We start from the raw sequence: 26,727 nt of genomic DNA on the forward strand, positions 1-26,727 counted from the left end.
ATTGATAAGAATAATAAGAAAGCAAAGGATTGATAAGAATAATAAGAAAGCAAAGGAGCGGAGATCAAATTTGATCTCCGCTCCTTTGCTTTCTCTGCTCGCTTATATCATCTTTGCGTCTTTGCTGCTTTGCGCCTTTGCGTGATCAGGAAACCTTCGGTATCCAGCTTACAATTCTACCAAAGCCGGTGTAAGACTCCTTCAGCTGTAGTGGCCCGTTTACAGGAGGCACGGTATACTTCTCCCAGGAACCCCCGGTTTCAGCGGGACCGGAAAGCTGGTAAAACCCTACTACCAGTCCATCTGCCGCGCCGGTGAGCAAGGTAATTTCTGACCCCGGCCTGTCCAGCATCAGTTTGGCTGTTTTCAGCGAAACATCATACTCATACAGCTTACCGCCTGCACTGTAGAAAATGTAGCCGTTGACCGGGTCCACGGCAAACCTGGTAGCTTTATCAATATCGGGAACATTCATTTCATCGTAGCTGCTTTGCTGCAGGATGGAGGTGGTTACATTGATACGGGCCAGGAACACTTTTCCGGTGGGCCGGTCTTTCAGCAACGCGAATACCATCCCGCCGTTGTAGTTGTTCCAGGTCATATACAGCAGGTCTTTTGCAGCATCCTGGTAGTTAAAGATCGTTCCCGGCGGCATCAGCGTGCACTCTGAATTCGGGGGCGTATAGCGTACAAAGCGGTGATTCGTTTCATCATACAACAAGATGGGTATCATGTACTGGATATGGGAAGCGATGTGCCGTGATACCTTAAAGGTCTCTTTGCTCTCGGTGAGGTAATTGACAGGGAGGTTGTATCTCACCTGATACACCTGGTTGTACACGTACAAATCACCGTTGACAAAACAGAGGGCGCTGTTCATAAAACCCGACATCAATCGCTGGGCAACAAGGTTTTCCGGCACTTTCGACTGAAACTCATAAGATATGCTGTTGGTGGGTTTCCACCCCAGGGTGTTGTTATCGATTTTATGTGTTCCCGCTGTGGTGGAGATATAATAGCCGGTTGTCACCATCGCCACTTCCACCGGCGCCCCATCATGGGGTACGGTAGAATTCAGCATACGCAACACGTCGGTATACATCGTATATTTCTTAGGGTACTCCGACAGCATGTCCAGCCGCGCTTTACCATTCACCTCACTCAGGATCAGCATGCCTTTGGAGATCGCTATGGACACGGTCAGGTTAGAGAGGTATTTAAAAGTAACACCGGTAGCCTTGTCTGTTACCCGGTAATACACGGTATAGTCTCTGGAAGGCGCCAGCGTAATACTCACGTCCAGGTCATGGGTGGTGGCCAGATCGGTACGTGCGCCCAGGGGCAGGTTGCCGATTTTTTCTATCACGAACCATTCGTAGCTGTATTTGCTGGTATCACCGCTCGCATCTTTTGTAAACGCCAGTACAGGTTTGATCTGCAAACGGGTGCCCTGTAACACCGAATAGCTGCTGTCGATACCACTGATTTTTACCGCATTGAGCTCGTGGTAGTCGTAATTGCCCTTGTCTTTGTAACATCCTGCCAGGGCGATGATAGACAGGATACCCAGAATATATTTATACATATCGTAATCACAAAAGGTTAGTTAATATAAAACCGATCATCCCCCGGTAATGGACGTGCCCATCGTCATCACGCTACCGTCATCATCCAGGATGATATTGCCGGCCTTGGCCTGTTCGTCCAGATAACGCTGGGTTACTTTTCCGAGGTAGTAGGTATCTGCAATTATCGATTCATTGGCCAGTTTGGCCGGGTCATATCCGGTCAATGCGCAGACCAGCAGGAACTTCTTACGACTGAATTTCCCAAATACGGCAAAATACCAGAGGTCGGGCTGTGACAACACGTCCGTCATGCGTATCCGCAGCGTGGTGGTACTGAGATAAGTATTGTTACCAATGGCTACGCGGGTCATGTTGGTGGTGAAGTGATGGTTGGGTTTCAGTTGCAGCACCAGGGAAACGGTATCGGTGAGCATGTCGGGGGTACGGACCAGGCGCAGGCGAATGGTGTCCACTACACGGTTGGCGCGCATTACAAACGAGTCGGGCAGCGCGTCGTAGTGTTTTCCCGGCACGGCGGTCGATTGGTCCGTGCTCACTTTAAAAGTGCGGTCATAGGCTACAGGCGCACCCATGGTTTTGACCGCTATTTTCAACACCGAGTCTTTCGTTCCCTGTGGCGCGAAGATAAAAAGCACCTTCAGGCTGTCCGTCTGACGTGACGCAGCGTCCATCACGACGCTGTTTTCAAAATAAATATCATTGGTGCCCGACCAGGTGGGCAGCGCATCCTTTTGACAGGCAAAGAGGACAGATAACATGACCGCCCCTATTATACCGTGAATTGTTTTCATTGACAAAGTACTTTTAGTTGGTCCGCTGATTGGTTTCTGATAACGGCAACGGCAATACGTAGTTAGGTGCTATATCCGCTGCGGAAGCTGCACCGTTGATCACTTTTGGCGTCATCATTCTTTTATAGTAGAAAAACAGTTGTCCTTCTCCAAAGAACTCCTTCTTGTATTCCTTCCCTATTTCCGTGGTGATATTGGCCGTAGCCGCGAGGTTTACCAGCCCGCGCGCAAAGCGGACGGTGTTCAGGTACTGCAACGCCGCAGTGGCGTCTGTGGTGCATTCTGCCGCGATGTAATACATCTCCGACATACGCACCAGCGGCTGCAGGAAGCGAAATAGTTTCCTGGTATCCTGCACATCTTCATATTTTACGAAGGTGCGATAGGTTTTTCCGCCAACAGAAGGCAGTATCCAGGACGACTTATAACGGTAATCTCCTTCCAGTCCTTCATATACCGCTGTGAGCTTGGATTGTACCGGCGCCAGAATGGCGGCAGGCTGCAGCGGAGCAGCGAAGTAATCACGCTGGTTGTTATACAGATTGGGATTATACAGGGCGAAGAATATCTCCGTGGAACAAATCCTGTCGGGATTGACAGGTTCCGAGTTGATGTCGGTGGGTTTCACCCAGGGGAACCATTTGGTGGCATTGGTGATCACATCCTGCGCAGCAGCCAGCGCGGCAGGTTTATTCCCGGTATACAGCAGCACACGCGCCTGCAATGCTTTGGCAGCAAAGTAATTGAAACGGATATTTCTCCTGCGGAACCAGTCGCGCCCATCACTTTTAAAATCCTGTATCCCTTCTGTAGTCACCGGATCGGCAGCAAGATATTGTTGTGCAGCGGTCAACTCACTCAATACTGTGTCCGCCACAGCCGCAGCAGACCGTATCGGCTGCGGTGCGGCTGTAGTGGTTTTATGATAAGGGATAGCATTTTTGTCTTTACCGGTGGCATATACAGGCCCGAACAGGCGCAATAAATCAAAGTGCATCATCGCTCTTAATCCCATACACTCGCCCCTGATCAGGTCTTCCTTCTCTTTGGACAAAATGCCCTTGTGTTTGTCCAATGCCTCCAGGAGTTTGTTGATATTCAGTATTTGTTTGTAGGCCGATGTCCAGATACCATCAAAGCGGGCCATTACATCAGACTGGCCATAGGCATAGGTAGCGAAGCTGGTGAAATTATGATCACCGCTTACATTGTAGCGTTGTGCCAGCACTTCCACCGTTGTCAGGGTGAGATTAGCGCCGTACAGGTTATTATCGGCGAGCGCCAGGTAAATTCCATTGAGCGCATTGTTAAATCCGGCCTCTGTGGAATAGAGGTCGTCCTCTGTAAACTTATCCTCCGGCTTCAGGTCCAGGTATTTATTGCAGGACGCCAGCGCCAGGGAAACCATTATCAGCAGGTAGTATATCTTTTTCATGTGATCGTGTTTGAAGCATTAGAAAGAAGCGCTTACGCTGAAAGCTATCGTATTGGTAAAAGGATATTCTGTTCCCCTCTCTGCCCGTACGGTAGACCATCTGAAGATATCGTTGAGATAAGCATTGAGGCGGAGACTTTGCATACCTGCTTTCTTTAACCAGGGCTGGGTAAGCATTTCATAACCCATATTGATGGATTCACCCACCATGGTGTTTTCTCTTTGTACAAAACGGGAAGACATTTCCGTTTTCGAAGTCATAGAGATGCCTTTAAACGCGGTCACGTCTCCCGGACTTTTCCAGCGGTCGTACAACGCTCTTTTATCCTGGTTATATGCCAGGGCGCCCCGGCTGATGTTTTCTACTTTGTTGTAAAGCGCTGTGTTGAACAGGTCTGCGCCCCAGCGGTAGCGCAGGTTGATACCGAGGCTGAAAGGCCCATACGTCAGGTTGCTGCTGACAACGCCTTCCATGCGGGGTCTGGAATTACCTACCACGGCGATATCATCCGTATTATAGTCGAAAGTGGTTTCGCCGTTCTTTCTCACGAGCACTTCCCGGCCGGTGGCAGGATCGATCCCCAGAGAAGGTACCGCCCAGATATCATCGGGACTGCGGCCATCCCGGAAACGCGCCAGGGATTTGGCATCCTGCTGTTGTTTGTTGAGGCCGTCCAGCTGATTATTAAAGCCTTCATATCTGCTGCGCACCATACTACCGGTATAGCCCACACGCCAGATGATGCGTTGTTTGGGTTTATAGATCACCGCATAGTTAGCCAGTGCTTCCACCCCTCTGGTCATCATATAACCCAGGTTGGCGGGGAATCCGCTCAAACCGGTAGAAGTGGGCAGTGTGAGGATCACAATTAAGGGATCTGTTTTTTTGTTGTAGGCGTTAAACGTCAGGTTGAAACGATTATCAAACAGGGTAACATCCGTGCCTATATTGGTATTCAGGGTATTCTGCCATTTCAGGTCAGGATTACCTACGGCCAGCAAAGCGGCGCCCTGTCCGAAGGGATTGATATTTTGATAGTACTGATACAGGTCGGCGGAAGAGAAACTGCTGAAGTTCTGGTTACCGGTGCTGCCGATGTCTGCCCGCAACTTGAGGCGGTTAACCCAGGTGAGCCCACGGAAGAAACTTTCCTGGTGCAGGTTCCAGCCGATACCGGCTGACCAGAACGGGGAGAATTTCCTGTTACTGCCGAAAGCGGTGGAGCCATCTATCCTGTAGGTGAGATCGAGCATATAACGGCTGTCATACATGTAGTTGACACTGGCGAGCGCATTCACTCTCCGGTATTTATCGATAGTGACGCCCGGGCGACTGTTGGTCTGATAGGAGAACGCAAACGCGGGGTTGCCATTGCTGCTTTCAGGAAAACCCTGTGCTGCCGTCATATACCCTCTGGTAGCGGATTCCTGGGCTTCTGCACGAAGATTGCCGGTAATGGAGTGTTCTTTCAGTACGCGGGCATAAGTCAGCATAACGTTAGCCTGATAACTGAAAACGTCTGTTCTCGTATTCTTATACGTGCCCTTTTCGTAGATGCTGTTGTTATCAAAGGTACTGTTGAGCGGTGAGACAAAATTCTCCCGGGTGGTAGTCTCTTTGCTTAATTGCAGACCACCCTGCAGGCGCAGATAGCTATTGAATGACCAGATCATTTGCAGGTTATCCTGAACGCCCATGTTCTTAGTGACATCGAAGCTATTGAGCGTGGCGTTGTACAGCGGATTCACCACGTTGATGGTTTTGTTCAGGGAATCGCCTTCCGGTTTATCCAGGTATTTGGCGAGGCTGCCATCGGGGAGTCTTTTCGGGAAATAGGGACTGGCGCCGGCGAAGTTGGAAAAAGAACCATAGGGCGATTCATGCGCCGTATAGCCGGACACGTTCAGTTTGTTGCTGATGTTAAATCTGCCCCGGCGATAGGTCAGGTCTACCGTACTGCCCCAGGCGTCTCTGCCGGAGCCTTTCATGGCGCCATTGATTTTTTTGTAGTTCAGCCCTACGCCATAACGCAGCTGCTCATCGCCCCCGCCTGCATACACAGAGTGGCCCTGGGTAAAGCCGATTTGTACCGGTTCATTGAGCCAGTAGCTATTTACGCCTTGTTCCACGAGGGCGCGGTGTGCGCTGTAGATACTGTCCAGGTATACCTGTCTCTGCGCCTGGTCCGACTCGCGTTTGGTATATCTGCCGGCGAGCTTTTCAAACGCCAGTTTCTCGCGGGCATCCATGAGGTTGTAGCTGCGCAGGTCTGGTATTTCCACGCGAAAATCGCCGCTGTAGTATACCTGTAGTTCTCCCTGTTTGGGTTTGCGGGTTTCTACCACCACTACCCCGTTGGCCGCACGGGCGCCATACATGGCGGTAGAGGCAGCGTCTTTCAGAATAGTGATAGATTCCACGCGGTTCATATCCAGGTCGATGATGTTACGTAGTTGTGTTTCAAAACCATCGAGGATAAACAGCGGCAGGTTGGGGTCTTGCCCAAACTGGTCTTTCACCTGGGAAGTAGAGAGACTGGTTTTACCGCGTACTTCCACATTAGGCATCGCGTTGGGATTGGCGCCCAGGGAGTTGTTTTCCACAATCACAAAAGAGGGGTCCAGTGTTTTAAGGCTCTGTACCACGTTCTGGTTGCCGATCGCTTTCAGTTCCGCGCCGGTGAAGGTAGCCACGGCGCCGGTAAAACTCTCGCGGTTACGTGTAACCATACCGGTTACCACTACTTCTTTAGAAGCTGCATTTCGCTTCAGCGACACTTTCATGTCCCTTTTTTTACCGACAGGCATGGTCAGCGGTTCCATGCCCACATAGGAGATGCGGAGAATCGATCCGTCGGTAACGGGAAAAGTAAAAAAACCTTTTTCGTTGGTATAGGTGCCGCGATTGGTGCCTGCTTCCTGTATGGTAGCGTGAGAGAGCGGCTGGCCTTCTTCGTCGGTGATGGTGCCGGTGAGCGGCGGTGTTTGTGTTGCCTGTACGGGCGTTTGTTCCAATGTGGGACGATAACGCAGCACCAGGGTGCCGTTGGTGATGTTGTAATAAACGCGTTGTCCTTTGAAGGCCGCTTCCAGTACCTTATCCAGTGGCTCATTGCGTACTTGTAAAGTTACCGGGGGCAGTTGCATCATTTCCTCCTGATTATAGAGGAAGCGTAGTTTAGTTTGCCTGTTAAGCTGCCGGAGAAATTCCGGTACGGCCATGTTATTGGCTTTCAGCGTGACTTTGGGCTGCGTCTGGGCGCTTACCGCAACAGACCATAATACACAGAAAAGTAAGAGCAATAATGGTTGATATCTTTTCCGGGACATGGCTTCGCCATGCATGTAATTTTTTTTCATTACATTTAGGTTGATTGAATTATAATATGATGATCCGGGCCCTGTGTCTTACAGGGCTTGCTCACTAAACGAACATGCTACAACGTGTTCGTTTTTTTATTTGTGTTTTACCATGATGGTACGTTTTGGTTGATCTATTACAAAGTGAATATCTGCCATTTGTTCTAACAAAGTCAGCACCTGTGCAACGGAGGGGGATTTTTCGAGGTTCCCGCCGAGCCGCTGTTGCTGTATAGCTGTATTTTCGAAGTGGATGGTATAATCGTATTCGCGGCCCAGTCGGGTCATGATATCGCCCAGGCTTTCGTTGTCAAATATCAGGAGGCCTTCTTTCCAGGCGGTAAACTGCTCAGCGTCCACGTGGGCAACGGTCATATTTCCCTGCCCGTACACCGCCTGCTGGCCGGGAGAGAGCTCTTTGGCGAGTGCGCCTGCGTCTACCTTTACTTTACCGGAAACAAGGGTGGTCAGTGTTTTATTCGTATAAGCGTTGATGTTAAATTCCGTGCCCAATACTGTTACCTGTACGTCGCCCACCTTTACAAGAAAGGGTTTGGCGGCCATGGGTGTTGTTTCAAAGCAGGCCTCTCCTTCCAGTTCCACTTCACGCCTGTCGCCGGAGAATGCCACCGGGAAACGTAGCTTCGAATCGGCGTTGAGCCATACCCGTGTGCCATCGGCGAGTACTACTTTATAGGTGTGGCCGCGGGGTACCACGAGGGTGTTAAACACCGGTGTGTTGCTGGTTTGGGCAGACTGATACGAGACGCCGGTTTTACCGGCGGTAATGCGGGTACCATCAGCTTCTTTCAGTTGTGTTGCCGTATCCAGTATGATCGTAGTGCCGCTGCCGGTAATCAGTTGGATCTGCTGATTGTTTCCGGCAGCATGCGCCACTACGCTGGTGGTTGGTTGTTGACGCGGTGGTTTCAACAGGAATACCGCTCCTCCTGCAATCAATCCGGTAACAACCGCCGCAGCGGCTACCCGGAACCAATTAATGGAATATCTTTTTCTGTGTGTATGTTCAATCCTGGCGGCTACTTCCTGCCAGGCTGTTGTTGTGTCCAGTGAGGCTATCTCCTGCCAGCCCTCGGCGGCGTCCCTGATCTGGAAATATGCGGCTTCGTCCGGTGAAAGTGGTCCTTCCTCCCGGGGCTGTTCCAGTTTGGCTGCAAGCTTCTCCCACTCCGGGGATGGTTGATTTTCTGTCATAGCTTCTAATGATTAGACAGTGAAGGATTAAAAAAGGGTAGGTACTACAGGAAGATTTTTTTCAAAAAAATGAAAACACCGATCCACAGCGGCATGAAGGCTTCATTCCGCAAAAAAACATACGCTGCCTTGATATGAAATTTAACCGTGTTGATGGAGATATTCAGTTCACGGGCTATCTCTGCATACTTTTTATTCTCAGCAGCGCTCATCAGGAAAACACGGCGACGCTGCTCCGGCATACAGTCGATGGCATGCGACAGGCGCTGGTAAAACTGCTCCCTGTCCCCATGGTCGGCATCCGGATGTTCCGGCGACATGGCGGCAAAATGCTGCTGATGTTTATCCTGTACTTCCTGCCGGGCAATGTGGTTAAGGCTCCTGTTCTTTACTGCGCGCGCAGCATAGGTTTCGAATGGTCCTCTTAACTGTATGGTATGTTGTGTTTCCCAGAACTTTACAAAGAATTCCTGCACAATGTCCTTGGCAACATCTTTATCTTTTACCACACTATATGCCAGCAGGGCTAATGATTTGAAATGTTCCTTAAACAACAATTCAAATTGCTCCAACGAAAAGGGAGTCTCCTGCATACGTTGTCAAATGGTTGGCCCAACAATTCTTATTAAACAATATGGGTAAAAAAACATGGATATATCTCACGAGCGCGGGCCAAGATAATCAATCCATAATTTTTTACCCACACTATTTTTATCGTACCTGCCAGATGACTTCATGTGCTTCCGTCAGCGAGGGCACTTCCAGTTTGCTGATCAGTCTCTCCATCGCGGCTGCCGGCACCACGTGTTCGCGCCTGCCGTTTTGTTGCAGTAGCCGGGATGCCGGCACTTCCACGTATACGATGGTCACCGCAGCATGATAAGTAAAGAACAAACTACTGAGCTGTTCCCGCATTTGTCGGGTGATGTTGGTAGCATTCCAAACGAAGGAACGGCCTTTACGCAGGTATTCCCTCGCCTGCTCTTTGGCCGCCTGTATCACTGTCCCGTTGCCGCTTTTGTCGGTGGGCGCTATTTTCATGGCTCTTCTGATATCATCCAGGGAGATGACCGGCCATTCTTTATAATGCTGTTGCACGTAGGTGTCTTTGCCTGCGCCGGGAAGGCCGCTCATCATGACCACCTGTGTCTGCGGCTGTTCGTAAGGCACATAGTCCGGCGACACATCTTCCTTCAACAGGTAGTTCATTCTTGCCGCTGCGTTGGCAAAAGCCCGGGGCACGCCCCAGCACTGATTATCCCGGCATAGTTCCTCGAAGCAGTCGAGCCGGTAAAGCAAGTCGGCCTGGTCATCGCAGATACGCCCCAGCGCATCCGCGCGGGCCAGCATGGCCAGCAGGCGGGTGTTCACCTCCAGGCTGGCCATGATAACGGCTTTCTGCGGGTCTTTCTTGTCGAACACCCACAACGGCAGGCCATGATAACGCACCAGTTTAGCGATCGTCTCCCGGATGTGGAAAGGGGCCGGAACCTCACGGTATAATATCTGCCGGGCGCGCATCTCCCCTTTGCGCGCATGTCCGGCAGAGGTGATCCTGCCATCTGGCTCGTGCACGGTAGTGGAGTATTTCTCCACATCATGCAGCAATGCCGCAGCCCACATGATTTCCTGCTCCTGCGGCGACAGCTCGCTGTAAGCGGGTAATTGCCGCAGTTGCTGCAGCACCATTTGCGTATGTACGGCCACGTTACCTTCCGCATGGTGACGGGCATCCTGTGGTACGGAAGCCATCACCCGCACCCACTCAAACTGCTGTTCGAGCGCGGCCCAGTCTTTATTATCTGTAATCTGCCACATAGTTACCTCCTTCGTAGTTAAGCCTGGCCCGGCGCCAGTGGCGGGTCCAATGCTGATCGGTTTTCACATGCCCTTTGCGGACATACTTAAACACGTTGTGTGAAAATTCGCTGACCGGATAACCGGCCGCGTTGCGGGACACGATACCTTCCATGACGGTAGGCTCGCCCGTAAATGCATCATGAGGATCAAAGGCACCGCGACCGCTAATCAGCGACAGCGTGTCCCGCTCAAAGTCCTGCCGTACAGCCGGCGGCGTTAGAGTGCCTACTACGGGCACCACCGGCAAATCCAGCATGGCGGCATAGAAGCAGGTCTCCTCCCAGCTCAGCCAACGGTCATGTTCCCGGACGCCAAACACATAAAAGTGATGGTCCAGGTTTTTATATTCAATAGAATGTACTGCGTACAGGTTCTCCAGAAAAATCTCCAGGTCACCCAGCTCATTTTTAATACTTTGCCAATAACGGCGGATGCTTTCCGTCCACGGTGAAGTAGTGGGCGCCGCGTGAGAGCGTGCAAACACGCCGTGACGGGAAAGACAGTTGTTCTCTCCATCCAGCTTTTCCGTGTGTATCAACTGCGGTATGTTTGCCAGCCAGTCCCAGTAATCGTACTGGATACGGTCATCGCTGGTGGTTCCCGGTGAGAACGGATAATGATAAGTACGGCCATATTTTTGGGAAATCGCCATATAAATGAAATTACGAATTACGGATTACGAATTACGAATGGAGGCTGTTAATCAACAGGTATCCCTATGCTCCTGTATACCAGGAGTTTCCTTGTAATTGGTAACGTATTCAGGTTAAACAAAAAAATTCACAGGCCGGTTCCGGAGCGGAACGGCGAAGAAAAGACGGTTAATATGCCTGTGAAATTACATGGCGCAAGGTTTTATCTGTTTTTACAAATGAGCCGCAAAGATAATGAACTTTTCGATTTCTGTTTCCGTCCATCCTCTTCCTCCTGTTGTATATGCCATAATTCTTTATATTAGGTGTCGACAATCAACAAAAATCTTCACCATCATGAGAAAAATACTTCTTTGCGCCTCGGCAGCTGCAGCCATGGTTGCCTGCAACAACGGCAACAGCTCCCAGGGCGGTGGTCAGGCAGACAGTGTGCTAAACAAAGCATTTCAGGCCTACCAGGAACGTTTTATCGACCAGCTTTGGAAAGAAAACCCTGATTGGGCCACCAGCGTAGGTTATCATAAATATGACTCCGTACTGATTGTACCCGACAGCGCGGCGGCACAATCCAGCCTCGCATTTGCCCAACAGCACCTGGATTCCCTCAAAAGTTATGAGTTAAGTAAACTCTCCGATGCCAACCAGACAGACTATCACATGATAGAAAACTATCTGAAGTCTTCACAATGGGGCATTAAAGAACTGAAAAACAACGAATGGGACCCTTCTTACTTTAACGTAAGCAACACCTTCGCTTTTATTCTCAACGAAAACTACGCACCGCTGGAATCCAGGCTGCGCAGCTTCTCCGCCAGACTGGGCAACGTGCCGGCTTATTATGAAGCGGCCAAAAAACAAATCAAAGATCCGGTACCGGAGCTCACCTCACTGGGAGCAGACCAGAACAACGGCGGCGTATCCGTCTTTGAAAAAGACTTCGTGGACTCCCTGCAAAAGACCAGCATCAGCGCTGATGAGAAGAAAGTGATGATAGCCCGCGCGCAGACAGCCGTGAAAGCCATCAAAGACTACGCAACGTGGCTGAAAGCCCTGAAACCGGAGCATCCGCGTAGCTTCCGGCTGGGTGAACCGTTATACGACCAGAAATTCAACTATAATGTCCAGTCCTCTTTCACCGCTTCACAGATTTACGATTCTGCCATAACCCGTAAAGCATATGTACATGGTGAGATGGCTAAAATCAGCCGGCAACTGTGGCCCAAATATTTCGGCAGCCAGCCTGTGCCAACCGATTCGCTGGAACTGATCAGCCGCATGATCGATACCCTGTCTGTAAAACACGTGAAACCGGAAGAATTCCAGGCGACCATCGAGAAACAACTGCCGGAGCTGATTGCTTTCATCAAAGAGAAAGACCTGCTGTATGTCGATCCTTCCAAACCGCTGGTAGTACGTAAAGAACCTGCCTACATGGCGGGTGTGGCCGGTGCTTCCATCAGCGCCCCTGGCCCGTACGATAAAGGCGGCAATACCTACTACAACGTAGGCAGCCTTGAAGGATGGCCTAAAGACAAAGCAGAAAGTTATCTGCGTGAATACAACCACTACATCCTGCAAATACTGGATATCCACGAAGGTATTCCGGGCCACTATACCCAACTGGTATACTCCAACCAGTCACCCAGCCTTATCAAATCCCTGATGGGCAACGGCGCCATGATAGAAGGCTGGGCGGTATACTCCGAGCAGATGATGCTGGAAAACGGCTACGGCAACAATGAGCCTGAAATGTGGCTGATGTGGTACAAATGGAACCTGCGTGCCATGTGTAATACCATCCTCGATTACAGCGTACACGTGAAAAACATGAGCCGCGAAGATGCTATTCACCTGCTGACAAAAGAAGCCTTCCAGCAACAGGCCGAAGCAGAAGGGAAATGGAGAAGGGTCAGCGTGACCAGCGTACAGCTCACCAGCTACTTCACCGGCTATAAAGAAATCCTCGACCTGCGGGAAGCTTATAAAAAGAAGATGGGCAAAGATTACAGCCTGAAAGCTTTTAACGAGAAATTCCTGAGCTATGGCAGCGCACCTGTGAAATATATCCGACAGCTGATGCTGAAACAATAAACATTTAGATATTTAGGTATTTTATCATTTAAAAAAATGCAGCGGAGATCATCTTCGCTGCATTTTTTTAAATGATAAAATATCTAAATAACCAAATGATCAGGTGTCGCACGTTACCTCGTCCCACGGCTGATTGCGGTAGTTGATCAGCCAGTTGAGCGCGTAATGCCTTTCATATACCACGCCCGGATGTACCGGTGCTTCTTCACTTTTCAGGCGGGCATCTACGCATGACCAATGGGCACGGTAATAAAGGTCATTGGCATCGAGGATGGCCGCTGTGGGGCGCAGTGCAGCCGCTTTTTCGAAGAAGAAGGTCAGATCGCCGGACAGTCCGCGGAAAGGAAATACTTCTTCCGGTACCAGGTCCAGATTACAGAGATCAGTCATATATCCCAGTTCCGGCACCAGGTCGAGGGCCCACAGCAGTACCCAGATGCTTTCACATTTCCAGGTGGCTTTGGTTTTTTGTTCTTCCGTAGGATTGTCCAGGAAGCTCTTTTCTTCCGGGGAAGTGTGTTCCCACAGTTGATTTTTTTGCAGATAGCCGATCACGTCTTTTCCCTGCAAATGGCCGAAGGCCACGCCATTGATAGCAGTAAGGACTGCTACCCTTTTAGCTACTTCTTCGCGGGAGCGGAGCACGACGGTATTTTCATCGACGATAGCCGGCAGCATGGCGCTGGAGCGGACACCCATAGACTGCAGCTGTTGCAGGCTGCGGGCTTTCCTTTCCAGTGCTTCCGCTGAGGGAGGCGTTGGGTTGTCGAAATATTTGGCTTCAATATTTACATTGAGATTGGTAGCGGTGGAATGACCGTTTACGTCCAGCAGGAGTGCGCCTGTTTTATCCCAGAAGCCCTGTACGTCTGTATTGAAGATCACATTGCCTTCGGAGAAAAAGAAGGCGTCCAGTTCGTAGGCCAGTTCCATCACGGCGGAGCGGAGATCTCCGTTGAAGGAGGGTTCAGCCTTGATGGCGATCTCTGTATTGATGGTAGGAATTTTTGCCAGCAGCCGTTGTTTCAGCTCCTGATTATCGGCATCGATTTGCTGTACAAATGCGTGCATACCGTGCAAATTAACGATGATGGGCTCATCACTGTGTTCCAGGGTGTAGCCCGGCACCGACCGTTGCCGGTAAGTGATTGTAATGGTATTGCCTTTTCTTAAACGTCTCTTTTTCGAAACTACGGTAATACTCTCCCAGTTGTCTTCCTGTCCGTTTACTTTCAGGGCCGATGCATCGAAATGCGCACGCATGCGCGTCAACACCTTTCCCATATCTACCTCATGCGTGTAGAGGGTACAATTTTCCATGCTAATTTTTTCGAGGGGCCAAAGGTAGCCCAAACCTGTAAAAAATCAACCTTTGGAATTTTCATTTTTTTCCGTAGTCAGGAATAATTATTGCCTTCGTATGATAAAAAAGGAGCATAACTATGGTCAACAAACGCGTTTATTACCGGTGTGCATTATGGCTGACAGCTGCGGCCCTGCTGGCCGCCAGCTGTGTTCCCCCGAGGAGGCAGCAGCCGCCGCATCCGCCACGGCCGCGGTTGTCATCGGCTTTATTGATGGCTTTTGTTCCGTTGTTGCAACAAGTGGATAATCCTGTTGAGTTTCACGGGATCATTGATATAAGGGGATAAATCAAACAACTCAACTTTCCGGAACTGGACCGGATGACTTTCACTTTGCAGGGAAATAGAGCCTTCTGTGAGCAGTTTACCATCCTGTTTCACAGCAGGATCGGCATGTGATACGTTGCCGGCGCCAATCTGTGGTTTGTTGTAAACGAGCACAGTATCTCCTTCCACAATATGTTTGATCGCGGAATCACGCAGCACCAGTGCTTCCACACGCACCCACTGGTTGCCATGATACGTTTTGGAAGTAGAGCCGATGCAGTGATCGGTGATCAGTTTGCCATTCATCACCACATTGGTGCCGGGCGTGCAGAGGTTGGCCGTGCTTCTGGGATCTTTACCGTTACCACCCAGCAGTTGCTCTTCCAGCGAGATGGGGAAGTCCTGATTTTTCGTCATGGTAGCTGCCGGCTGACCATGCAGCATGATACCGCTGTTGCGGAAAGCCCATCCTGGTCCGCCTTTCACCTGATCGCCGGTGAAGCGGTATTCTGCTACCACCAGGTAGGCAGAGAAACTCTTTTTATAGAAGATGTGCCCGTATCTTTCCTTAAACTCATCGTATTTGTCGTAGGCAACGGTGAGGTAGCCGTCCTTTACGCGGAAAGTATTGCCGAAATTATCATTGAGATCGTAACCGGTTATTTTGACGTCCCAGTCTTTCAAATCCTTGCCGTTGAAGAGTTTCAGCCATCTGTTGGGGGCTATTTCCTTTTGAGCATAACTGTGGAGGCCGGAGAGCAGCAATAACGTGGTCAGTAGCTTTTTCATATGTTCAGTTGTTTGGCCGGTCAAGATAATCTATCGGCCAGAGAAATACAAACATGGCATATAATTGGCGTCGGGCCTTCTTATCAACAATACTTTTATATGAAGCCTTTACTTTTACTTTTTTGGGTGATGACCGCCGGGTTGACCCCTTCCCTCTTTGCGCAGGACAGCGTACGTAGCTGGCAACCCGTGTTGCAGGCGCAGTTACAGGCGCTGGAGAAAATACAGCCTGCACAATGGGCGCCGCATACGGATACCCTGGCACAACTGGCCAATGCCCATCCGCAGGAGTGGCTGCTGCAATACTACGCCGGCTGGGCTTACACACAGTTGTCTTTTAAAGCAGAGAAGAAAATAGCAGAGCAATACTGCGAGAAAGCGGCGCCGTTCGTGAAAAGAGCGCTCGGGCTGCAGCCAGGTCATACCGAAACGCTGACATTGATGGGCTATTGGTTGTCGGCCCGCATCAATGCGGTGCCTTCCCGTGGTGCTTCACTGGGCGCGGAAAGCCGGCAATACGCCGAAAAAGCCATCGATGCAGACCCGTCTAATCCGCGGGCATCGCTGGTTAAGGCGTTGAACATCTATTACACGCCGGCGATCTTCGGGGGTGGTAAAAAGAGAGCACGGCCCACCGTGGTGGAAACGGGTGAGAAATTTGCGCGGTTCATTCCTGCCGATGCGCTGGCACCGAACTGGGGTAAAAATATTTATGACGTCTTGAATGCCTCTTATCAATAAGCTGCCATACAGTCGCATGGAAGTGTGTAATTATTTACGCACCGTCCCTATCATGCCACAGGCATTTAAATTAAATTTTAATATTTAGTCATTTAGATATTAGTATGTTAATTGCTTTTGATAAAACTCGCAGGGTTTTCGCTGCTTCACCCCAAACTGTATCTAATGACAAATCCATCAAATGGTCATGTACCTCCTAAGGCGGGACCGCTCTACGAAAGTTCAAATATCATCAATGTTACCCCGGAAGGCAGGATAGTATCCATTTTCACAGGTGCGTGGCTGTTAGGCAGTGCCATCAGCAAAGTCGACAAGAAGCCTGTTGGCAGTTTACTGAAGCTGCTGGCAGCAGGCTACCTATTGTACCGTGGCATTTCCGGCAATGATCTGGTCAACGGATTGCTGGGCAGAAGAAAACCCGATAAACACATCGCTTCCATCAATATCCGCACATCGATGAAAATAGACAACCCCAAAGAGGAGGTTTATTATTTCTGGCGGCAATTGAGCAATCTGCCGGTATTTATGAGACATCTGAAATCAGTGGAGGAAGTAGATCCGCTGCATTCTCACTGGGTGGTAAAAGGCCCCGGTGGCATTGGCACGCTGGAATGGGATGCTGAAATCGTGAAAGAGATACCTGGTGAAATGCTGGGCTGGCGCTCTTTACCGGGATCGTCTGTAGCTACGGCCGGTCGTGTTACCTTCCAGGAAACCCTGAATGGCGGCACCGAAGTGGATGTGATGATCTCCTATCGTCCACCCGCCGGCTATATGGGCAGTGGTCTTGCCTGGTTGTTGAATCCTGCTTTTGAAAATATGATCGACCGGGATATCAAACGTTTCAAGAATTATATGGAAACCGGGGAAATCATCGGTTAATTTATGTATTGGGCTATTTTGTTATTTAGCTATTTAAAAATGCAGCGAAGATCAACTTTTGTTATTTTTAAAACATAGGTCTTCGCTGCATTTTTAAATAGCTAAATAACAAAATAGCCCAATAACCAAATTTTATGAAAGTGCTTCTCTTTTAAAGCGGTTGTATTTTCCCTGTGCTTTGTTGATCAGCCTTAAAACGCGTTCGCGTGTATCGTCCTGCAGGCCGTCAATTTCTTTTTCAAACACTTCTTTGAGATCGGAGAGATCTTCACCGCCACGATTTACCATACCATTTATTTTGTTACGCCAGTCATCCGCAGTATGCCTGATTTTTCTACGGGTATTATCGCCACTTTCCGGGGCTGTTAACATACCAATAATGATCCCGGTGGTTAACCCTGCAATTGCTCCTGCTAAAAATTTGGTAGTAGACATAATGTGTAGATTTTATGTGGTTTAACAAAAAAAGCGCGTGCGTGGTTTAAACCTGCACAGTGAAGCAAGATTTTCAAATATCAGGCCATAACGGCCACCACAAATGTTAAGATACCGTAAAAGAAAAATACGTGGAATTTACAAGGCTAAACGTGGGAGGCTTCGATACCTGCCGGAACAATACCAGTATTGACATTGTTCCGGAGGTGGATTGACAAGCGTGTTAGATAATGGTGGAATTCATAAAGTCAAACGGAGCAGTAAAATAGGCAGTTTTTTCAATTTTTCAATACTTTTTGAAAGAGATGAAAAAATAAATTTTCTTAAAAAGTCAAATCCTTCCCGATAACCGTGTACCAGGAAGGATTTGCACTATTTTGTCTGTATGATTCAGGATTCCAGTAGTTGGCTGATCAACCTTTCAAAGTCGGCTTTGAACTGTTCATAATGTTCTCCTATGCCCGGTCCGGAGAAGCCGGTATGCACTTCTTTCACATTTCCTTTTTTATCAATGAAAATGGTGGTCGGAAAACCTTTGATCGCTGTCAGCTGAGGCAGGCTCTTCGTTCCTTTTTCCGGGTCTGCCGGTGTAACACCGGTGATCAGTACAGGATACTGCACATCAAAGCGGGTCAGGAAACCGGTGAGTGCCTTTTTAGATTTATCGAAGTCTGGCGTACGTTCGTAAGACAGTCCGATCACTTCTACTCCGCGGTCTTTATTCTTTTTGTACCACTCGCTGAGGAAACCGGTTTCGTCCATACAGTTAGGGCACCAGGAGCCCATGAGGGTAATAACTACCACTTTGTTTTTGAAGCGATCGTCATTAATACTGACCTTATTACCATTCATATCCGGGAAGGTAAAGTCGAGCTTTGACTGTCCCGGCTTCATGGTCGCGATGGTGCGTTCGTCGGGTAATTTGGCGGTATCATTTTTTATGGCCGCCCAGTTTTCCACATGATCGCCGATGCCGGCAAAGAAACGACCGTTGATGATACTATCTTTTTTCACTACCGCTTTGAAGAGATAGGCATGAGAGCCGTCGAACGTAGAGAGGCGGAGGGTATCACCGTCCATGCTACCGTCGAGGAAGCGATAGTCGCCCGTAGTGGTGAGGAAAGTACCATATACCAGATCGCCCATCTGTTTAAATTCACCGATGGCGTTGCTGGTTTTATTGTCTTTGTCCACGAAGGTGGTCACCCAGCGGCCGGTGACCTGTTGCGCAGGTGCGGCGCCTTTAGGGAAACGCTCTGCGGTATTGGGTTTGGCCGTAAAGGGCACCGATACGTCTTTGTCAGCCAGATGGCGTGTCCATTGTCCTTCGAGGCTGCCGTTATCCGCGAAACGGGCTTTAAAATCAGAATCGAAGAAAGGCATTTTGATGAAGACAGAATCGCCGGCGACTTTCACGTCGTCTACCAGCAGTTTGTCTGTGGCGTTGAGCACATAGAGTACTTTTTTGCCGGCGGTGTCTTTTACCTGGAAGTTAAAGACGATATCTGCGCCATCGGGGCGGTGCAGGCTGGCCTGCCAGGTGCCCGGCGTCAGTTCTTTTTTTGCCTGGCCTGTGTTGCAGGCGGTCATGCCGATACCTGCGAGGCAGTAGATCCAAAGTTGTTTCATAAGTTACTTGTTGTAGTTCCTTTCTCCAAACAGCAGGCTACCGATGCGTACCATGGTGCTGCCCTCCTCCAGCGCGATGGTATAGTCTGCGCTCATGCCGATGGATAGTTCCCTGAAATAATCCTGTGTGTTAAAAAAAGTGGTTTTAACAGACCCGAATAACTGGTGGAGCTGGTGGAACTCTTGGCGGACCTGTGTTTCATTATCGGTGTTGGTGGCCATGCCCATCAAGCCGGCGATACGGACGTGTGCAAAATCCTGCTGGTGGCTGTTCCACGCGGTGAGCAGTTGCTGTAACTCCTGCTCGTCCATGCCGAATTTTGTTTCTTCCGCTGCAATGTGTACCTGTAAAAGGCAGTTGATCACCCGTTGGTTTTTGGCTGCCTGTTTATTGATTTCCTGCAACAGTTTGAGACTGTCTACCGCATGGACGGTATGCACAAAAGGAGCCAGGTATTTGACCTTATTGGACTGGAGGTGTCCGATAAAATGCCATTCGATATCGGCCGGTAAAACGGCCTGTTTCTCTACGAGCTCCTGTACGTAGTTTTCGCCGAAGATGCGCTGTCCTGTTGCGTAGTATGCCTCGATGTCTTCCACCGGCTTGGTTTTGGACACCGCTACCAGTTTGGCATGATAAGGCTTCAGTTGGGACAGTACGTCATGATAAGCATTGATGTTGATAGCCATCCGGCAAAAATAAACAATGCTGGTGTAAAATAAAGCGCCCCGGGGTTTAGGCCCGGGGCAGCTGTGGAATATTTGGTGATGATTACGCCAGTATCGAGCGGCTGATCACGATACGCTGCACTTCGGAGGTGCCTTCGTAGATCTGGGTGATCTTTGCGTCGCGCATGAGGCGTTCAACGTGGTACTCTTTCACGTAGCCGTAGCCGCCGTGTACCTGCACTGCTTCCGTAGTTACCCACATGGCAGTTTCAGAGGAGAACACTTTAGCCATAGACCCGCTGAGGGTATAATCGAGGTGCTGGTCTTTTTCCCATGCCGCTTTCAGGCACAGCAGCCGTGACGCCTCGATTTTGGTGGCCATATCCGCCAGTTTGAACTGGATGGCCTGATGTTGGGATATTTCTTTTCCGAATGCTTTTCTCTCTTTGGAATATTTTACGGCCAGTTCATAGGCGCCGCTGGCGATGCCCAGCGCCTGGGACGCGATGCCGATACGGCCGCCACCCAGCGTTTTCATGGCGAATTTGAAGCCGAAGCCGTCTTCCCCGATCCGGTTTTCTTTTGGCACTATCACGTCCTGGAACATGATGCTGTGGGTATCGGAACCACGGATGCCCAGTTTATTTTCTTTGGCCCCAACAGTCACGCCCGGGCTGTTTTTTTCCACGATCAGTGCGTTGATACCTTTGCTGCCTTTTTCCGGATGGGTTTGGGCCATTACCAGGTATACGCTGGCGGAGTTACCGTTGGTGATCCAGTTTTTGGTACCGTTGAGCAGGTAGTGATCTCCTTTATCTTCTGCGGTAGTACGCTGGGAGGTGGCGTCAGAACCGGCTTCCGGCTCGCTCAGCAGGAAGGCGCCGATAATCTCGCCTTTAGCCAGCGGTACGAGGTATTTTTGTTTCTGTTCTTCTGTACCGTAGGTTTCCAGTCCCCAGCAAACCAGTGAATTATTTACACTCATCACCACAGAGGCGGAAGCATCTACTTTGGATATTTCTTCCATCGCCAGCACGTAGGAGATGGTATCCAGGCCTGCGCCGCCATATTTAGGGCTTACCATCATGCCCAGAAAACCCAGTTCGCCCAGTTTCTTGATCTGTTCGGCCGGGAATTTCTGGTGCTCATCGCGCTCAATCACTCCCGGTAAAAGTTCCGTTTGGGCGAAATCACGCGCAGCCTTTTGAATCATAAGATGCTCTTCCGTAAGTTGAAAGTCCATGGTTTTAGTTGTGTTTTAAAATAATATTGATAAAATCCAAATTATTTATAAATCAGGACGTAAAAAAATGCCATCCGGAAAATTCAACGTTGTCAACCATATCGCAATAATTATTGAATAAAATACCAGGATAACGCAACTGTATTGGATTTGGTTCATACAAAATATGTCCTTTTTTTACCATTCCCCGATAGGCTGCTTTGGGCGTTCTCCCAAAATCCTGTAGCTTGCCGGTAATGAAAACTTTATGAAGAACATTAAAATAATAGAAGTCAAGTCGGAAATAGGGGCAGGTACCCGGGGCGCGAGCCTGGGGGTGGACGCGATCAAGATAGCGGCACTGGACTTCATGAGCAACTTTTTTGTACACTTTCCCACCGAAGCAATTGAAACGGAAAACAAACTCCTGTTTGAGCCCATTGAATCCCCCTATGCCAAAAGGATCAAGGGTACTGTGAATATGTACGAACGTATCAGCAAAAGTGTCTGTGAAACGGTGAAAGCCAACTGGTTCCCGGTATTGCTTTCCGGTGATCACAGCACCGCCGGCGCCACCATCGCCGGCCTGAAAATGGCTCATCCCAAATCCAAGCTGGGCGTGATCTGGATAGATGCCCATGCCGACCTGCACACGCCTTACACCACCCCTTCCGGCAATATGCACGGGATGCCGCTGGCCACCGCCATTGCGGAAGACAATCTGGACTGCAAGGTGCATGACCTGGATGAACCTACCACTGGTATGTGGAACGCCCTGAAAAATATTGGTAAAATCGCACCCAAGGTATTACCGGAAGATATTGTGTTCATCTCCCTGAGAGATTATGAAAAGGAAGAAGACTACCTGATCAAGCAGTACGGCATGAAGGTAATCACCACCAATGAAGTACGCCGTAAAGGGCCGGAAAACATTTCCCGCTCCGTGTTCCGTTATCTGAGCGACTGCGACTATATCTATGTGTCTTTTGATGTAGACAGCCTGGACGCCTCCATTTCCAAAGGTACCGGTACCCCGGTGAGCAATGGTTTAAGAGAGCGTGAGGCGGAAGACCTGATTGCCAAGTTTATGCAGCACCGTAAAATCTGCTGTTTTGAGATCACGGAGGTAAACCCGACACTGGACCGGGAGAACCTGATGGCCGAGATCGCGTTCAACATCCTGCAACGCAGTGTGAACGTACTGATGATGAACTAATCAGCGTATTTTAAACCAGGCGACGAGCCATCCGGTCACTTCACTGTAGCTGCGGATACCTTTCTTCTGTTTATTGGCCTTCAGATATTGGTCGTATAAGACCGTGGAATAGTCATCCACTTTGCCTGTATACTTTTCGTAGAAAGTAATGATGCTTTTATAGTCCGCTTTCACGCCGGGCAGCGCCCGGTGCCAGATATCCTTTGCCAGTGTGGTGTCTCTGATGGCCAGCTGGCGCACGCTGTAGAGGAGCATGTCAAAATTGGCCGCATAACGGAAATGGCTATCCTGAATACTGGTAGCAGCGAGGTATCCTACGAAATTGGCTTCTTCTTCCGGCGCATATCCCAGCTGATGGGCTATTTCATGACAAGTGATGATAGGCTGTATCACCGGGGGCACGGTCGTATTTACCTGTGCCTCCAGGGTAAAGGGATTGAGGTATCCTGTCACACCGGGATAATTGAGCCATTCCCCGAAGAGTGCTTTTTTAACGCAGGGCGCCTTATAGCGGAAAGCGGGCCAGCGTTCCGCAGCAGCCTGATAGGCCGTAGCGGCTTTGTCGAACAGCGGCGTGCTTTTATCGGGCAGGGTAACGCCGACGGTATCGCCCAGGCGTTGTTTTTCGGCGTTGGTAAGCCGCAGCAGCGTATCTGACAACTGGTAGAGCTGTTGCGTATTGTAGTCGCCGGTAATAATGCCGGTATCGCGCAGCAGCGTGTTCCGTTCGTAGTTGAATCCCCAGAGGATGAGGAAAGCGAGGTATAGTTTCAGGATAAAATGAATACCGCGCAGGGTGATCCAGCCCGCTTCTCCCCATTGCAGGCGGATCAGTTTATAACATAGTTTTAACAAATAAAACAGGGAAGTTACAATCCAGGCTGTATATATTACGTCCCCAACACTGAATGGTACTATACCTGTTAACTGTCTAAACACCATACTGACACTGCTGTACCACCTATGGAAGTAAGCATCGCTGAAGCGGTTACTCCAGGCGAAGCATCCCTTTAACAACAGTATACCCGCAAGTGTTAATACAATACGGACGATCTTCTTTTTAATTTTGGCTTTTGTTTCCATATAAGCGGCGAAACATGATCGATGAAATTCTACAAAAACAACTGAGCGCGGCATTATCCGAACAGCTGAAAGTGAAAATACATATTAATGACGCAAAAAGCGTACATGGTGGCGATATTAACCAAACATTTCGTATAGGCACCAACGAGGGATATTTTTTCCTGAAGTTAAATGATGCCCGGCGTTATCCGGATATGTTTGCTGCCGAGTATGCGGGGCTGGAGGCATTGCATGCCGCCCATGCGTTGACAGTACCGCAGCCGCTGGCTTACGGCCAGAGCAACGGGCAGGCCTATCTGCTGATGGAGCTGATGCTGAAAGGCAATGCCGTACAGGATTTCTGGGAACATTTTGCGCAATCGCTGGCGCAGCAGCATAAGAAAACGCAGCCGCATTTTGGATATCCGGCGCCGAACTATATTGGTACATTAAGGCAATACAATACGCCTTACAGCAGCTGGCCGGTATTTTATGCCTTTAACCGGTTGATGCCGCTGATCAGAATGGCTTACGACCGGCACCTTATCGATCAGGGCATGGTGCAGCAGGCGGAGCGGCTTTGCCGGCAGTTGCCGCAGCTGTTTCCCACCGAGGCGCCGGCATTGTTGCATGGTGATTTATGGTCGGGGAATTTTATGGTAGGTCCGGATGGCCGGGCTTGTGTATTTGATCCGGCCGTGTATTACGGTCACCGCGAGATGGATTTGGCGATGGCGCGTTTGTTTGGGGGTTTTGACACCCGCTTTTATTATGCCTATCAGGCAGCCTGGCCGCTGTCGCCGGGATGGCAACAGCGGATTGGTGTTTGTCAGTTATATCCTTTGCTGGTACATCTGTTATTATTTGGCGGCAATTATCAAAGCAGTATACGGGAAATATTGCAGGCCTATTGATGTGGATGGGAGGCTGCGTCCACGAATTCCCGCATACGGGCATATTCTTCATCCACTACCGGATAGTACTTATCCACGTCGGCCACGATTTCATCGAAAAGGCGGGTGGTGCCTTCCGGTTGTTGTGGCTCTCCGGTGCGGAGGTTATTTTCCAGTTCCTGCATTTTGGCGCTGATCCAGGTCAGTCCTACCATGGCGAAGTTGGGTTTCAGTTTGTGCACCTGGAACTTCACCCGCTCCCAGTCGCCTGTGTCCACGATATCTTTTAGTTTTTTGATTTCGTCCCGGATGGTCCGGATAAATATTTCAAACAAGTCGGCCGCATAGGAAATATTGTTCTCATAGAGCGCTGTGAGATACTTAACGTCCAATTCCGGGTGGAACTCAAATCCGCTGATGTTCTGCACTTCTTCTTCCATTATTAATTCTGTTTCTTCTTCGTTGAGATATTTGTTAAAGATCTGTAGTAGCTGGTCCGGCGTATACGGTTTAATAAGGATATCAGTGATTCCTGCTGCCCTGACGGTGGAGGCAGTATTTTCCATGGCTACGGCCGTAGTGGCGATAATGGGTGTAGCCACATTAAATTGGTTTTCATCTGTCCTGATCTTTTGGGCCAGTTCCAGTCCATTCATGCCGGGGATGCGGATATCCATGAGGATAAGGTCATATTGCCGGGCGTTGAGAAACCATGTGGCATCGGGTCCATTGGTGGCCAGCTGGTAATTGATTTTATATTTTTCCAGGAGGCTCATCATGTAGCGCAGGTTCATCTGATTGTCTTCCACTACCAGTACACGGGCTTCCTCAAAGGTACGTTGTTTCAGCTTTTTCCGTGGTTTATTACCGGATGCCGAGATCGGTTTTCTGCTATCCATGAAGGGGAGATCGAAGACAAAGCAGGTGTTGTATCCCGGGTAATCTTCCACGCTGATGGTGCCTCCGAGCAGTTCCACGAGTTGTTTTACGATAGCGAGGCCAAGGCCGGTGCCCCCGTATTTTTCGCGGATATCCCCTTCCGCCTGTTTGTAATTGTGGAAGATCAGCTCCAGTTTATCTTTACGGATGCCGATACCGGTATCACATACGCGGAAGCGGACCCAGATGGTATTATCGAGCCAGCTTTCCTGGGTGGCTTTAATGGCTATTTCTCCTTCGCTGGTAAACTTCTCCGCATTACCTAACAAATTGAGCAATATTTGGTTCAGCAATACATCGTCGCCGATCAGCCAGGTGTTGAGGTTGGCGTCCAGTTCGGCGGTGATGGAGACGGGCCTGCGGCCCAGTTTCAGTTCAAATGTCTGGCGGAGGGACTGGATCAGTTCCCGGGGGTTGAATTCCCGTTGGTTGACCTGTAGCTCACCTGCTTCTATGCGGGAAATATCGAGTATATCGCTGACGATGCCCAGCAGTATGCCGGAGGAGTGTTTGAGGATGTTGACGTATTCCTTTTGTTGCGCGTCCAGGCTGGTTTCTTCGAGGAGGTGGGCCATGCCGATGATCGCGTTGAGGGGAGTGCGTATTTCGTGGCTCATGCTGGCCAGGAAGTCTTTCTGAGCGAGGCGGGCTTCATCTGCCAGGCGGCGGGCATTTTCCAGGTCGCGCTGGAGGCGTTTTTGCCCGGTGATGTCCATGTGGATGCCGGCGCCGCCGGTGATGTTACCGTTGCGGTCGTACACGTTGGCCGAGCTGGCGAGCACCCATCTGCGGGAGCCGTCTTTCAGCACAATTTCCATATCATAGAGCAGGGGGATATTCTCCGAGAGGCGTTTACGGCGGAGGGCGCGGGCGAAGGACCGGTTTTCTTCCGGTACGAACACGTCGGTGATGTTTTTACCCAGCAGTTCCGCTTCCGTGTAACCGGAGAGGCGGCAGAAGCTTTCATACACCCGGGTGATGTTGCCGTCCAGGTCGGTTTCACACATGGCCGCGTTGAGGTTATTGAGCATCACGCGGAATTTGTGCTCATTATGTTTGATTTCCTCCTGGAACTGGTATTTGCGGGTGATGTTGATGACCTGCCATACGCTGCCCTGGAAGGCGGGGCCGTTGAACAGGGGCGTATAGGCTACTTCCACGGTAGTTCCATTCTCCAGTACCAGTTCCCAGCCGAAAAGCGACTTTTTTTCGTTCCGGATGGCATTCATTTTCGTAGAGAAAGCTTCCGGGTTGGCGACGAAAGGTGTTACCAGCCTGATGAGGTCGTCGAAAGGCAGATTTTCCGGGATGGGATATGGCAGGCGCTGCAGCAAAACGTCGTTTGTCCAGCGGCAATGGAAATGTTCATCTGTCACGAGGATACCGGCGCTGGTGTGGCTGAGCCAAGCGTGGATAGGCAGCGAGCAGATGTCCGGGGTGTCACGGGGCGGTGTAGGCGCCGTGTCAGTGGCCGGGATTTTCCTTGCATTCTTTCCTTTGGATGTCATTGGTTATGATGGCCAGGGGACTTCAGGTTTTCAATTTCACGGTTGTATTGCAAAAAACAGGTATGAGATGAAGGCAGAAATACTTACCTTTGCGGCTCACTCCCGTTGTTAAGCAAC

At 50.0% G+C, this 26,727-nt stretch carries 21 protein-coding genes; 5 read left to right on the top strand and 16 right to left on the bottom strand.

Features of this window, described 5'->3' with window-relative positions:
• Window positions 1-145: 145 nt before the first annotated feature.
• The 8 genes from ICL55_RS14475 to ICL55_RS14510 all read right to left on the bottom strand — a co-directional run bounded on the left by ICL55_RS14475 (window position 146) and on the right by ICL55_RS14510 (window position 10,902).
• Window positions 146-1,585, bottom strand: coding sequence for a PKD-like family lipoprotein (locus ICL55_RS14475; protein WP_188098423.1), 1,440 nt, complete (start codon window positions 1,583-1,585; stop codon window positions 146-148).
• A gap of 36 nt (window positions 1,586-1,621) precedes the next feature.
• Window positions 1,622-2,380, bottom strand: a complete 759-nt coding sequence (locus ICL55_RS14480) for a DUF4843 domain-containing protein (RefSeq protein ID WP_188098425.1) — start codon at window positions 2,378-2,380, stop codon at window positions 1,622-1,624.
• A gap of 13 nt (window positions 2,381-2,393) precedes the next feature.
• Entirely contained in the window at window positions 2,394-3,815 is a 1,422-nt protein-coding gene (locus ICL55_RS14485; protein WP_188098427.1) for a RagB/SusD family nutrient uptake outer membrane protein, read from the bottom strand.
• A gap of 18 nt (window positions 3,816-3,833) precedes the next feature.
• On the bottom strand, window positions 3,834-7,175 hold the full coding sequence (locus ICL55_RS14490) for a SusC/RagA family TonB-linked outer membrane protein (RefSeq protein ID WP_188098429.1): 3,342 nt from the start codon (window positions 7,173-7,175) through the stop codon (window positions 3,834-3,836).
• Window positions 7,176-7,271: 96 nt separating this feature from the next.
• Entirely contained in the window at window positions 7,272-8,390 is a 1,119-nt protein-coding gene (locus ICL55_RS14495) for a FecR family protein (protein WP_188098431.1), read from the bottom strand.
• 44 nt (window positions 8,391-8,434) lie between these two features.
• Complete coding sequence (locus tag ICL55_RS14500) at window positions 8,435-8,983, bottom strand: RNA polymerase sigma-70 factor (protein WP_188098432.1); 549 nt, start codon at window positions 8,981-8,983, stop codon at window positions 8,435-8,437.
• Between the two features lie 118 nt (window positions 8,984-9,101).
• Window positions 9,102-10,208: an AAA family ATPase gene (locus ICL55_RS14505; RefSeq protein WP_188098434.1), complete on the bottom strand. Its 1,107-nt coding sequence runs from the start codon at window positions 10,206-10,208 to the stop codon at window positions 9,102-9,104.
• Window positions 10,189-10,902, bottom strand: a complete 714-nt coding sequence (locus tag ICL55_RS14510; protein ID WP_188098436.1) for an RNA ligase family protein — start codon at window positions 10,900-10,902, stop codon at window positions 10,189-10,191. Before ICL55_RS14510 ends, ICL55_RS14505 begins: the two co-directional genes overlap by 20 nt.
• Before the next feature lie 337 nt (window positions 10,903-11,239).
• Here ICL55_RS14510 and ICL55_RS14515 point away from each other — a divergent pair, with 337 nt between their 5' ends.
• On the top strand, window positions 11,240-12,994 hold the full coding sequence (locus ICL55_RS14515) for a DUF885 domain-containing protein (protein WP_223151453.1): 1,755 nt from the start codon (window positions 11,240-11,242) through the stop codon (window positions 12,992-12,994).
• Window positions 12,995-13,093: 99 nt separating this feature from the next.
• Here the strand turns inward: ICL55_RS14515 and ICL55_RS14520 are convergent, their stop codons facing one another.
• Together ICL55_RS14520 and ICL55_RS14525 are read right to left on the bottom strand one after the other, a co-directional pair.
• The gene (locus tag ICL55_RS14520) at window positions 13,094-14,314 is read right to left on the bottom strand and encodes a DUF4272 domain-containing protein (RefSeq protein ID WP_188098437.1); all 1,221 of its coding nucleotides are present in this window, start codon (window positions 14,312-14,314) and stop codon (window positions 13,094-13,096) included.
• 251 nt (window positions 14,315-14,565) lie between these two features.
• Window positions 14,566-15,414, bottom strand: a complete 849-nt coding sequence (locus ICL55_RS14525; protein WP_188098439.1) for a 3-keto-disaccharide hydrolase — start codon at window positions 15,412-15,414, stop codon at window positions 14,566-14,568.
• Between the two features lie 99 nt (window positions 15,415-15,513).
• Between ICL55_RS14525 and ICL55_RS14530 the strand changes: the two genes are divergently transcribed.
• Together ICL55_RS14530 and ICL55_RS14535 are read left to right on the top strand one after the other, a co-directional pair.
• Window positions 15,514-16,155: a tetratricopeptide repeat protein gene (locus ICL55_RS14530; protein ID WP_188098441.1), complete on the top strand. Its 642-nt coding sequence runs from the start codon at window positions 15,514-15,516 to the stop codon at window positions 16,153-16,155.
• A 165-nt stretch (window positions 16,156-16,320) separates the two neighbouring features.
• Window positions 16,321-17,037, top strand: coding sequence for an SRPBCC family protein (locus ICL55_RS14535; RefSeq protein ID WP_188098444.1), 717 nt, complete (start codon window positions 16,321-16,323; stop codon window positions 17,035-17,037).
• 132 nt (window positions 17,038-17,169) lie between these two features.
• On the opposite strand, the gene ICL55_RS14540 is transcribed toward ICL55_RS14535, so the two are convergent.
• The 4 genes from ICL55_RS14540 to ICL55_RS14555 form a co-directional block, all read right to left on the bottom strand.
• Window positions 17,170-17,472: a YtxH domain-containing protein gene (locus ICL55_RS14540; protein ID WP_188098447.1), complete on the bottom strand. Its 303-nt coding sequence runs from the start codon at window positions 17,470-17,472 to the stop codon at window positions 17,170-17,172.
• Between the two features lie 390 nt (window positions 17,473-17,862).
• Window positions 17,863-19,101 (bottom strand): peroxiredoxin family protein, encoded by a 1,239-nt coding sequence (locus ICL55_RS14545; RefSeq protein WP_188098449.1) that lies wholly within the window; start codon window positions 19,099-19,101, stop codon window positions 17,863-17,865.
• A gap of 3 nt (window positions 19,102-19,104) precedes the next feature.
• A complete protein-coding gene (locus tag ICL55_RS14550) occupies window positions 19,105-19,791 on the bottom strand; it encodes a YggS family pyridoxal phosphate-dependent enzyme (RefSeq protein ID WP_188098451.1) in 687 nt (228 codons plus the stop codon).
• A gap of 82 nt (window positions 19,792-19,873) precedes the next feature.
• Complete coding sequence (locus ICL55_RS14555) at window positions 19,874-21,013, bottom strand: acyl-CoA dehydrogenase (protein ID WP_188098454.1); 1,140 nt, start codon at window positions 21,011-21,013, stop codon at window positions 19,874-19,876.
• Between the two features lie 247 nt (window positions 21,014-21,260).
• Here ICL55_RS14555 and ICL55_RS14560 point away from each other — a divergent pair, with 247 nt between their 5' ends.
• A complete protein-coding gene (locus ICL55_RS14560) occupies window positions 21,261-22,208 on the top strand; it encodes an arginase (protein ID WP_168872552.1) in 948 nt (315 codons plus the stop codon).
• On the opposite strand, the gene ICL55_RS14565 is transcribed toward ICL55_RS14560, so the two are convergent.
• The gene (locus ICL55_RS14565) at window positions 22,209-23,345 is read right to left on the bottom strand and encodes a DUF3810 domain-containing protein (protein WP_343067797.1); all 1,137 of its coding nucleotides are present in this window, start codon (window positions 23,343-23,345) and stop codon (window positions 22,209-22,211) included.
• Between ICL55_RS14565 and ICL55_RS14570 the strand changes: the two genes are divergently transcribed.
• On the top strand, window positions 23,306-24,184 hold the full coding sequence (locus ICL55_RS14570; protein ID WP_188098458.1) for a fructosamine kinase family protein: 879 nt from the start codon (window positions 23,306-23,308) through the stop codon (window positions 24,182-24,184). The genes ICL55_RS14565 and ICL55_RS14570 overlap by 40 nt on opposite strands.
• Here the strand turns inward: ICL55_RS14570 and ICL55_RS14575 are convergent.
• Entirely contained in the window at window positions 24,178-26,610 is a 2,433-nt protein-coding gene (locus ICL55_RS14575) for a PAS domain-containing hybrid sensor histidine kinase/response regulator (RefSeq protein ID WP_188098461.1), read from the bottom strand. The two genes, ICL55_RS14570 and ICL55_RS14575, sit on opposite strands and share 7 nt — an antisense overlap.
• Window positions 26,611-26,727 lie beyond the last annotated feature (117 nt).

The sequence above is a fragment of the Chitinophaga varians genome (assembly GCF_014529945.1).
Taxonomy (GTDB): Bacteria; Bacteroidota; Bacteroidia; order Chitinophagales; family Chitinophagaceae; genus Chitinophaga; species Chitinophaga varians.

What these genes read in the sequence shown, in the direction of transcription:
- ICL55_RS14535 (WP_188098444.1), top strand. Translation starts at nt 16,321, where the DNA reads ATGACAAATCCATCAAATGGTCATGTACCTCCTAAGGCGGGACCGCTC.
- ICL55_RS14530 (WP_188098441.1), top strand. Translation starts at nt 15,514, where the DNA reads ATGAAGCCTTTACTTTTACTTTTTTGGGTGATGACCGCCGGGTTGACC.
- ICL55_RS14520 (WP_188098437.1), bottom strand. Translation starts at nt 14,314, where the DNA reads ATGGAAAATTGTACCCTCTACACGCATGAGGTAGATATGGGAAAGGTG.
- ICL55_RS14575 (WP_188098461.1), bottom strand. Translation starts at nt 26,610, where the DNA reads ATGACATCCAAAGGAAAGAATGCAAGGAAAATCCCGGCCACTGACACG.
- ICL55_RS14510 (WP_188098436.1), bottom strand. Translation starts at nt 10,902, where the DNA reads ATGGCGATTTCCCAAAAATATGGCCGTACTTATCATTATCCGTTCTCA.
- ICL55_RS14475 (WP_188098423.1), bottom strand. Translation starts at nt 1,585, where the DNA reads ATGTATAAATATATTCTGGGTATCCTGTCTATCATCGCCCTGGCAGGA.
- ICL55_RS14490 (WP_188098429.1), bottom strand. Translation starts at nt 7,175, where the DNA reads ATGAAAAAAAATTACATGCATGGCGAAGCCATGTCCCGGAAAAGATAT.
- ICL55_RS14570 (WP_188098458.1), top strand. Translation starts at nt 23,306, where the DNA reads ATGATCGATGAAATTCTACAAAAACAACTGAGCGCGGCATTATCCGAA.
- ICL55_RS14540 (WP_188098447.1), bottom strand. Translation starts at nt 17,472, where the DNA reads ATGTCTACTACCAAATTTTTAGCAGGAGCAATTGCAGGGTTAACCACC.
- ICL55_RS14500 (WP_188098432.1), bottom strand. Translation starts at nt 8,983, where the DNA reads ATGCAGGAGACTCCCTTTTCGTTGGAGCAATTTGAATTGTTGTTTAAG.
- ICL55_RS14555 (WP_188098454.1), bottom strand. Translation starts at nt 21,013, where the DNA reads ATGGACTTTCAACTTACGGAAGAGCATCTTATGATTCAAAAGGCTGCG.
- ICL55_RS14550 (WP_188098451.1), bottom strand. Translation starts at nt 19,791, where the DNA reads ATGGCTATCAACATCAATGCTTATCATGACGTACTGTCCCAACTGAAG.
- ICL55_RS14495 (WP_188098431.1), bottom strand. Translation starts at nt 8,390, where the DNA reads ATGACAGAAAATCAACCATCCCCGGAGTGGGAGAAGCTTGCAGCCAAA.
- ICL55_RS14480 (WP_188098425.1), bottom strand. Translation starts at nt 2,380, where the DNA reads ATGAAAACAATTCACGGTATAATAGGGGCGGTCATGTTATCTGTCCTC.
- ICL55_RS14560 (WP_168872552.1), top strand. Translation starts at nt 21,261, where the DNA reads ATGAAGAACATTAAAATAATAGAAGTCAAGTCGGAAATAGGGGCAGGT.
- ICL55_RS14525 (WP_188098439.1), bottom strand. Translation starts at nt 15,414, where the DNA reads ATGAAAAAGCTACTGACCACGTTATTGCTGCTCTCCGGCCTCCACAGT.
- ICL55_RS14565 (WP_343067797.1), bottom strand. Translation starts at nt 23,345, where the DNA reads ATGCCGCGCTCAGTTGTTTTTGTAGAATTTCATCGATCATGTTTCGCC.
- ICL55_RS14545 (WP_188098449.1), bottom strand. Translation starts at nt 19,101, where the DNA reads ATGAAACAACTTTGGATCTACTGCCTCGCAGGTATCGGCATGACCGCC.
- ICL55_RS14505 (WP_188098434.1), bottom strand. Translation starts at nt 10,208, where the DNA reads ATGTGGCAGATTACAGATAATAAAGACTGGGCCGCGCTCGAACAGCAG.
- ICL55_RS14485 (WP_188098427.1), bottom strand. Translation starts at nt 3,815, where the DNA reads ATGAAAAAGATATACTACCTGCTGATAATGGTTTCCCTGGCGCTGGCG.
- ICL55_RS14515 (WP_223151453.1), top strand. Translation starts at nt 11,240, where the DNA reads ATGAGAAAAATACTTCTTTGCGCCTCGGCAGCTGCAGCCATGGTTGCC.